A 5,695-nucleotide genomic window follows, 5' to 3' on the forward strand; every position below is an offset into this window, starting at 1 on the left:
CGCTTGCGGGGAGGGGGTTGGGGGTGGGGTTCTTGTACCTCACTCAACCGATAACCGCTATATTTATTAACTAAAATTATTATTTTCTCATGGAAACGCAGAGCAAACGCATCTAAATATTGACAATAAAGCAGGGAAGCCGAGGGGCAAAGGAAAAAAGTATTTTCGGTACAAGCCTTGCCCCATGCTAACTATTTCCTCGACTGAATTTCCTTGATTAACTCATAAAAAGGTTGCCAATTATCTTCCTGAGCAATTGCTTCCCAAACCGATTCAATCACAGGTCTTAATAATGCCGTTTTCGGATTATTAACAGTTAAAGTTTGGGCAATTACATCGATGCCGTAGCTACGCCCGTCGTAAACATCGCTATCAAAATCATTCAAAATTTTATGGTATAGTATGCACCAATCATCAAAAATTGCTGAAGCACCCGGTACTGGTACAATATCGGAACCATTCATTACAAAACCTGGTTCATCTCGCCATTTAGATGAAAAAGTGCGAGCCATCTCATAAAAGAATTGGTGATAACCAACTTGGCTCACTTTCAAAAATTCAATCGTTAGATTCAAGAGTTCTTGAGCTTGTGGATGTGTCAACTCCCCAAAACCCAACTTTTTCAACATCAAAGAACTGTATTCAGCTTGATAATATTCATCAAACCTCGCTAATCCAGCTTCCATTTCGCCTTTATCAATAATCGCCTTCAAAGGTTCCTGGAGTATTTGTACATTCAACTCGCAAATACTTGGTTGATTACCGTAACAGTAGCGTCCAGAATAGTCAAAATATGCAGCTATAAAGTAGGGGTCATAAGTCGGGATAAATGCGTAAGGGCCATAATCAAAACTCTCTCCCGTAATCGACATATTGTCAGTATTCAGAACTCCATGACAAAAGCCAGCCGCCATCCACTGCGCTGCTAGTTCTGCAACCCGTTTAACTAATTGGGCGTAAAACAGGGCATATTTATCTTGTTCAGCATTTAAGTGTCGATAATACTGCTCAATTACGTGGTCTAACAGCTTCTTAGTTAAATCTGGACGCTGGAAATAGTGCAGTCGTTCAAAAGTGCCAAACCGAATATGAGAACTGCTCATTCTAACCATCACAGACGAACGGGTAGGCGAAGGTTCATCGCCCCGCCAGAGTGGTACACCTGTTTCAATCATGCTCAGACAGCGCGAAGTACGTACACCCAAGTTGTGCAGTGCTTCCGCAGCCAGAACTTCCCGTACCCCACCTTTGAGCGTGAGCATACCATCGCCACCACGGGAGTAGGGCGTCCTCCCAGAACCTTTCGTGCCAAAATCGTACAATTCGCCATCATTGGCGCGTACTTGCCCATAGAGAAAGCCTCTACCATCACCCAACTGTCCGTTATATTCACCAAATTGATAGCCGTGGTAACGCAGTGCTAACAAGGGTTTGCGCCCCTGAAATTTACCAAAAGCTGTGATAAAATCTTCGTCTTTGACTACTTGGGGGTCTAGACCGAAACGGGGTAATAGTTCATCGTTACGCCAACGCAGGATGTGTTGGGGAAATTCCGCCCCTGCAACCTCATCGTAGTAGTCACCGCCTAGAGATTCTAAGGCGCTCTCGTAGTTGAGGGTGAGAAAAGGATTGCTAGAATTCTTGTAGTTTGGAGTTTCAGCCAGAGTCATTACGAGCAAAGCTTAATTCATTCTTCTCTTAATACTACCTCTGGCTTCAGCATCAGCATAGACGCAAAAAGCGACCCATATCTAAAATATGGTAGCGCCACCATCAAAATCTGGAGCGCATAATGAATAAAGTTTTGCAATTAAAGAAAAAGTTAACTCAATTAGCTATTTTAGACGCTACATTTCAGGTTTTTGGTTCAGAAACACACCAATATCAATTTAAACCTTGCTTGAGTAACAAAGATATTCAAGTGTTTGAATCCAGATACAATCTTATACTACCTAGTGAATATCGAAACTTTCTCTTAGAAGTTGGTAATGGTGGTACGGGGCCAGGATACGGCTTATCTGGTCTGTCGGGAATTGAGTATGAAGATGTCATCCCAGAAAAACTATACCAAGAGAACTACGAAATTCTATCTAAACCATTTCTTTTAACAGCAGCATGGAATGATTTAGATTTGATTGTCAAGAATAATCCGGGTTTTATTGCCAACAGTGATGCTTACTTTGACGATAAGTTTATTCAGGGTACTCTCACCATTACAAATTATGGTTGTGGAATTTATGCGATGTTAGTCATTACTGGGGAGCAGTCAGGAAAAATCTGGATAGATGACCGTACTAATGATAATGGGATATATCCTGGTTCTTTGACTTTTTGTCATGCTTTCCATGACACCAACCCTGATGATTTTCATCCAGATAGCGATGAGGAGCAGCCTTTGAGTTTTTATGATTGGTATGAAGACTGGCTCAATCGAAGTTTGGATCAAATCCGCCAGTGAAAAGGGCGGTTAGAAACCGCCTCTAGACAGGCATTATAAAAACTTGATTTTCTCTTAGTCCGCGGAGGCGGACTTTGTTTGTGTAGCCGCGAATTCCATTCGCCCAGGCTCTAAGTTGACTGTAATTAAATAAAACTGAGTTTTTTATTTTGTAGTTGGTTGTGATGTTGGTGAAGTAATTCCTACTGAGTTTGATGTTGTTGGTGACGCCTGTGAAGATAGAATTTTTTTCACTTGCAGGCTATAAGTTTGCAAAATTGATTGAACCTGTTTCTGTTGATCTTGATTCAGATCCAAAGATGTTAACACTGTTCTGACTCTCTGACGGGATTGCAATGCTGCCTTAAATTTAGCATCTTGGGACGGGTTTAATAGAGCCTCAATATCCTTATCTCTTTGCTGGCGAGCCACTTGGATTTGTAGGCGCTGTTGATTTGTGAGTTTGGTTTTTTGGTGTGATACAGGACTAATCTGAGTTTTTAAGACTGGTGTAGTGGCGGAATTAGGAGCTGGTGTTGCCAAGACAACTCCGTGTAAGATGGTAGCAAAAGCGAAGATAGTAGAAAAGACAGATAAACGCTTTATAGAATTAATGGACATTTTGAAAAACTCCTCAATCATTTAATAAAATTGGACACATCGGCTCAAGTTAACCTTGATAACTGAGCCGATTAGTGAACAAATATTACTATTGCATTTGCTTGTGGAGTTGTTGTGTATTTATTATGAATTTGCTATGAATTTGTAGATATTCACAACTGATATCTCAAATTCATTCAAACTCAGATATAGTACCATTATCAATAACTGTGGGGTGGGCATTGCTCACAAACTAAAAATAAGGGTGTGAGCGAAAGTTAAGCATTGCCCACCCTCGAAAAATTGCCTAAGTTGCGTTCAAAAATAGCATTTATAAATAAGGAAATTCCAAAACAGGGATAGTGTGGGTAAAAAATAAATATTATTAAAAATTATACTCAGCAATTTTTAAAATTTAGGTGCTTGCCAATCAGGATTGATGAGACTTGTGAGAATATGATCTTCCCATTCTCCATTAATTAACAAATAGTCTCTAGCATATCCTTCAATGACAAAACCGAGTCTTTTGAGTACATTGCCACTACGCCGATTGTGAGGCATATAATTAGCCATGACTCGGTGAAAATTTAACTCTTGAAATAGATATTTAGTTGCGGCTTCTAGCCCTTCTGTCATATATCCTTTACCTTGTTTCTTTTCAGCAAGGCTATATCCCACATAGCAAAAATGAGCGGCTCCTCGGACAAAATTACTAAAATTGACCGTTCCAATAATTACATTTGGATTTTTTTGAGTAAAAATAAATAGTTTTAATGATTGCCCATTGATAAATTCCAGAAAACTATTCTCTATCTGATACCGCCAATATTCTTCAGTGAAAAAACCATCAACCCAAAGAGGGTAGAATGGAGTGAGATAAGTTTTATTATCAGTGAAGTATTTGAGAATTTGGGGTATATCTTCATGGATCGCTGCTCGTAATAATAGGCGATCGCTTGTAATTATCGGCAGTTCTGATATCATAAATTACTTAATCGACGGGATCTCTTCCCAAAACATTCTCTAAATTTTATAAATTCTCTCATACCCTGCGGTTTAGCAGCAGGTAGATTAACTGTCTCATTCTCAGGACTTACGCAAGTGTCATAGTTTTTCCATTTTTGCCCAATGCCCTTTACAACAGATAGGGTGAGTATTTTTGCTGTAAATCTGCCATTCAACCAAAATCTTGATAAGCTGATGTCTAATATCTAGAGCGGAAGGATTGAGAGCCAATGGGTGATAAAGCACAGTGCGCGGCATAAGTTCGATAAAATTGCTTTGCCCAAACGCTGTACCGCAGGAGATTCAACCAAAAGACAGCTCAAGATTTAACCCAGTCTACAAGAAGGATAGTGATGTGGTGGGAATACGCTACGATTGGCAGGAATTAGAGATTCGGGCGATATACAACACGCCATTGCTAGAGCTTATTTATCAAGCTGCTAGCGTGCATCGCCAATATCATGACCCAACAAAAATACAAGTTTGTAAGCTTATATCGATTAAAACGGGAGGTTGTCCAGAAGATTGTAGCTACTGTGCCCAATCTTCCCGCTATAAAACAGAGGTAAAGGCGCAAGCACTCCTAGAAAAGGAAACGGTAGTTAACATCGCCCAGAAAGCTAAAGAAACTGGTGTTAGTCGCATCTGCATGGGTGCTGCTTGGCGGGAAGTGCGGGATAACTCACAATTTGAGGAAGTCCTGGAAATGGTCAAGGATGTAACCGCAATGGGTTTAGAAGTGTGCTGCACTCTGGGGATGTTGACGGCAAATCAGGCTAGGAAATTGGAAGAAGCGGGACTTTACGCCTACAACCATAACTTAGATACCTCGCAGGAATATTACAGCACAATTATTACCACCAGGACATATAGCGATCGCTTGAACACAATTGAAAATGTCCGTCAGACAAATGTTACTGTCTGTTCTGGCGGTATCCTGGGCTTGGGCGAAACTGTTGATGACCGTGTTGGTATGTTACAAACTTTGGCAAACTTACATCCGCATCCAGAGTCTGTGCCAATTAATATTCTCTCACAAGTACCGGGCACACCCTTAGAAAATCAGCCTGATGTCCCCATTTGGGATATTGTGCGAATGATTGCCACAGCCAGGATTTTAATGCCAGCTTCCGATGTGCGTCTTAGTGCCGGTAGGGCTAGACTTTCTCAAGTAGAACAAGCTTTCTGCTTTATGGCAGGAGCCAATTCGATCTTTTCCAGCGATGATAACAAGATGTTGACAGTGACAACTGCCTGTCCAGATTACGATACTGACCGAGAAATGCTGAATTTACTTGGTTTGGGAATGCGTCCGCCTTCCCAAAGACAGGAGAAGGTAGCAAGTCCGGCTGTTGTGGGATAAATATCTTTTTGTGGGATGGGCGTCTCGCCCGTCCTGAGTAAACTGAGGGCAGGCAAGATTTCGGCGTGAGCGCTCAGTCGAACGCTGCCCGCCCCACAAGAGTCTTGGTTAAATTATCTTGGCAGTCCGCAGACCGAACAGCAGAGCGACAGACAAACCAAAGAATAAAGCTAAAAAGCCGATGTAAGCTGCAATTGCAAACATTTATTTTTCTCCACAATACTTCCTAAATCTATTGAATCATTAGTTGTTGGGGATTGGGCATGGGGCATGGGGCATGGGGCATTGGG

Annotated in this window: 6 protein-coding genes; 2 read left to right on the forward strand and 4 right to left on the reverse strand. The window is 41.4% G+C overall.

Translation table 11 applies throughout. From position 1 onward, the window contains the following. Positions 1 to 191 precede the first annotated feature (191 nt). Entirely contained in the window at positions 192 to 1,670 is a 1,479-nt protein-coding gene (locus tag HWQ41_RS32905; protein WP_292772237.1) for a YdiU family protein, read from the reverse strand. A 122-nt stretch (positions 1,671 to 1,792) separates the two neighbouring features. On the opposite strand from HWQ41_RS32905, the gene HWQ41_RS32910 reads away from it, so the two are divergent. Next, on the forward strand, positions 1,793 to 2,458 hold the full coding sequence (locus tag HWQ41_RS32910; protein ID WP_292772239.1) for an SMI1/KNR4 family protein: 666 nt from the start codon (positions 1,793 to 1,795) through the stop codon (positions 2,456 to 2,458). 144 nt (positions 2,459 to 2,602) lie between these two features. On the opposite strand, the gene HWQ41_RS32915 is transcribed toward HWQ41_RS32910, so the two are convergent. Together HWQ41_RS32915 and HWQ41_RS32920 are read right to left on the reverse strand one after the other, a co-directional pair. Next, entirely contained in the window at positions 2,603 to 3,058 is a 456-nt protein-coding gene (locus HWQ41_RS32915; RefSeq protein ID WP_292772241.1) for a hypothetical protein, read from the reverse strand. A gap of 387 nt (positions 3,059 to 3,445) precedes the next feature. Continuing rightward, on the reverse strand, positions 3,446 to 4,021 hold the full coding sequence (locus HWQ41_RS32920; protein ID WP_292772243.1) for a GNAT family N-acetyltransferase: 576 nt from the start codon (positions 4,019 to 4,021) through the stop codon (positions 3,446 to 3,448). A gap of 376 nt (positions 4,022 to 4,397) precedes the next feature. Here HWQ41_RS32920 and bioB point away from each other — a divergent pair, with 376 nt between their 5' ends. After that, positions 4,398 to 5,405, forward strand: a complete 1,008-nt coding sequence (bioB, locus tag HWQ41_RS32925; protein ID WP_292772245.1) for a biotin synthase BioB — start codon at positions 4,398 to 4,400, stop codon at positions 5,403 to 5,405. Between the two features lie 108 nt (positions 5,406 to 5,513). Here the strand turns inward: bioB and HWQ41_RS32930 are convergent, their stop codons facing one another. Then, positions 5,514 to 5,609, reverse strand: coding sequence for a cytochrome b6-f complex subunit PetL (locus tag HWQ41_RS32930; RefSeq protein WP_292772247.1), 96 nt, complete (start codon positions 5,607 to 5,609; stop codon positions 5,514 to 5,516). Positions 5,610 to 5,695 lie beyond the last annotated feature (86 nt).

Source organism: Nostoc sp. NOS(2021), assembly GCF_017115025.1.
GTDB lineage: Bacteria > Cyanobacteriota > Cyanobacteriia > Cyanobacteriales > Nostocaceae > Nostoc.

Bases quoted from the DNA above. Each gene is read 5' to 3' on its own strand.
- HWQ41_RS32905 (WP_292772237.1), bottom strand. From the start codon at position 1,670: ATGACTCTGGCTGAAACTCCAAACTACAAGAATTCTAGCAATCCTTTT.
- HWQ41_RS32910 (WP_292772239.1), top strand. From the start codon at position 1,793: ATGAATAAAGTTTTGCAATTAAAGAAAAAGTTAACTCAATTAGCTATT.
- HWQ41_RS32915 (WP_292772241.1), bottom strand. From the start codon at position 3,058: ATGTCCATTAATTCTATAAAGCGTTTATCTGTCTTTTCTACTATCTTC.
- HWQ41_RS32920 (WP_292772243.1), bottom strand. From the start codon at position 4,021: ATGATATCAGAACTGCCGATAATTACAAGCGATCGCCTATTATTACGA.
- HWQ41_RS32930 (WP_292772247.1), bottom strand. From the start codon at position 5,609: ATGTTTGCAATTGCAGCTTACATCGGCTTTTTAGCTTTATTCTTTGGT.